This window comes from Streptomyces sp. NPDC058964 (assembly GCF_042741275.1).
GTDB lineage: Bacteria > Actinomycetota > Actinomycetes > Streptomycetales > Streptomycetaceae > Streptomyces.
Window position 1 is genome coordinate 1 of sequence record NZ_JBHYKH010000011.1, and the last position, 526, is coordinate 526.

Here is a 526-nt window from a genome sequence, read left to right on the forward strand (position 1 = left end):
GCCCTGGGCCCTTGTTGTCGGCCTCATGTCTGTGGTGTCGGGGTCCCCCCGGCCGTGGCAAGCTTCGCAGCTCCCCGATGGTCGGCGGTGGCTCAGCCGACGACGCGACGGGAGGCGATGTCGATGACGGTGGCCAGGTAGAGCCAGCCCTCCTCGATCGGGATGTACGTGAGGGCGTCGAGAAGTCCGTGATCTCGGGAGTCCGTGCCTGTCGCGCTCTCCGGGAGTCATCAGCAGGCAGAACGGGCCCCGGCCGACCGCCGGTTGGGCAGGGGACTAAGGCGTGTCCGGCGGATCATGCTGCGATCGGCACGGTGAAGCAGGCCATCGCACTACGATCACGGGATGTTCGAGTACCACGGTTGGATCACGGTCAGGGAGACCGCAGCTGATGACGATGAGGCCCGTCTGCGGCAGATCGTCGATGAGCTTCGGCTTCGCATCGCCCAGATGGACAGCCCGTACTTGCTTGACCTCAGGTGGATTTACGGCGGGCCCGGGAAACCCCCCCCCGGGCCCCCCCAAA

At 66.7% G+C, this 526-nt stretch carries 1 protein-coding gene; it reads left to right on the top strand.

Going from position 1 to position 526, the window contains the following annotated elements; translation table 11 throughout:
• Positions 1-345: 345 nt before the first annotated feature.
• The coding region (locus ACFW2E_RS02615; RefSeq protein ID WP_384460222.1) for an Imm7 family immunity protein at positions 346-526 on the top strand (181 nt) is incomplete at its 3' end.